The sequence below is a fragment of the Pseudomonas putida genome (assembly GCF_028682395.1).
GTDB classification, from domain to species: domain Bacteria; phylum Pseudomonadota; class Gammaproteobacteria; order Pseudomonadales; family Pseudomonadaceae; genus Aquipseudomonas; species Aquipseudomonas putida_AB.
Genome location: NZ_JANHLC010000047.1, coordinates 1 through 252 on the forward strand (window position 1 = coordinate 1; position 252 = coordinate 252).

A 252-nucleotide genomic window follows, 5' to 3' on the forward strand; every position below is an offset into this window, starting at 1 on the left:
CAGTGCTCTGCGTCCACGGCTGTTTGCACGTTATAGGCAACACGCGCCCCCTTTGGCGTGCGCATCATTCGGGCATCGCTTTCGTGCGTGTTGAATTGCTTCAGCCCCATCGACTTCATCAAAGCTTGGCAACTACGGTTGTCTTGCTGCTTGGCCTCAAGCTTCGCCAGTGCTGCCTTGATCGCAGTGCGATCGACCACTTGCTCGCCCTCTGCTTTATCAGCGGCATCCAGGTCAGCCAGGTAGTGGGCA

The 252-nt window shown here is 57.5% G+C and carries 1 pseudogene; it reads right to left on the reverse strand.

What is annotated here, in order from left to right:
- Positions 1 to 252, reverse strand: a pseudogene (locus tag NPS46_RS25170) (IS5/IS1182 family transposase); the annotation flags it as partial.